The organism is Salmonella sp. SAL4457 (assembly GCF_046548235.1).
In the GTDB taxonomy this organism is placed as follows: domain Bacteria; phylum Pseudomonadota; class Gammaproteobacteria; order Enterobacterales; family Enterobacteriaceae; genus Salmonella; species Salmonella enterica.
This window is the reverse complement of record NZ_JBGDZO010000265.1, coordinates 1-307: the sequence shown is the minus strand read 5'-3', so window position 1 is coordinate 307 and position 307 is coordinate 1. Positions and strand designations below refer to the sequence as shown.

The window sequence follows — 307 nt, the reverse complement described above, 5'->3', positions numbered from 1 at the left end:
GATATGTGTATAAGAGACAGGGCCGGACTGTTCGGCGTCGGCGGCGGCCTGATCATCGTCCCGGCGCTGGTCTTCAGCTTCACCGCGCACGGTTTCGGCGGCGACGTCCTGACCCAGATGGCGGTCGGCACCTCCCTGGCGACCATCGTCTTCACTTCGATCAATTCCATTCTCGAACACCATCGGCGCGGCGCGGTGCGCTGGCCGGTGTTCGCCTGGATGACCCTCGGCATCCTCATCGGCAGTGCCCTCGGCGCGCTGACCGCGGCGCAGATCAAGGGGCCGCTGTTGCAGAAGATAATCGGGG

At 65.1% G+C, this 307-nt stretch carries 1 protein-coding gene; it reads left to right on the top strand.

What is annotated here, in order from left to right; genetic code table 11:
• A partial coding sequence (locus ACLJNW_RS24205; RefSeq protein ID WP_410961219.1) for a sulfite exporter TauE/SafE family protein occupies nt 1-307 on the top strand: 307 nt, incomplete at both ends.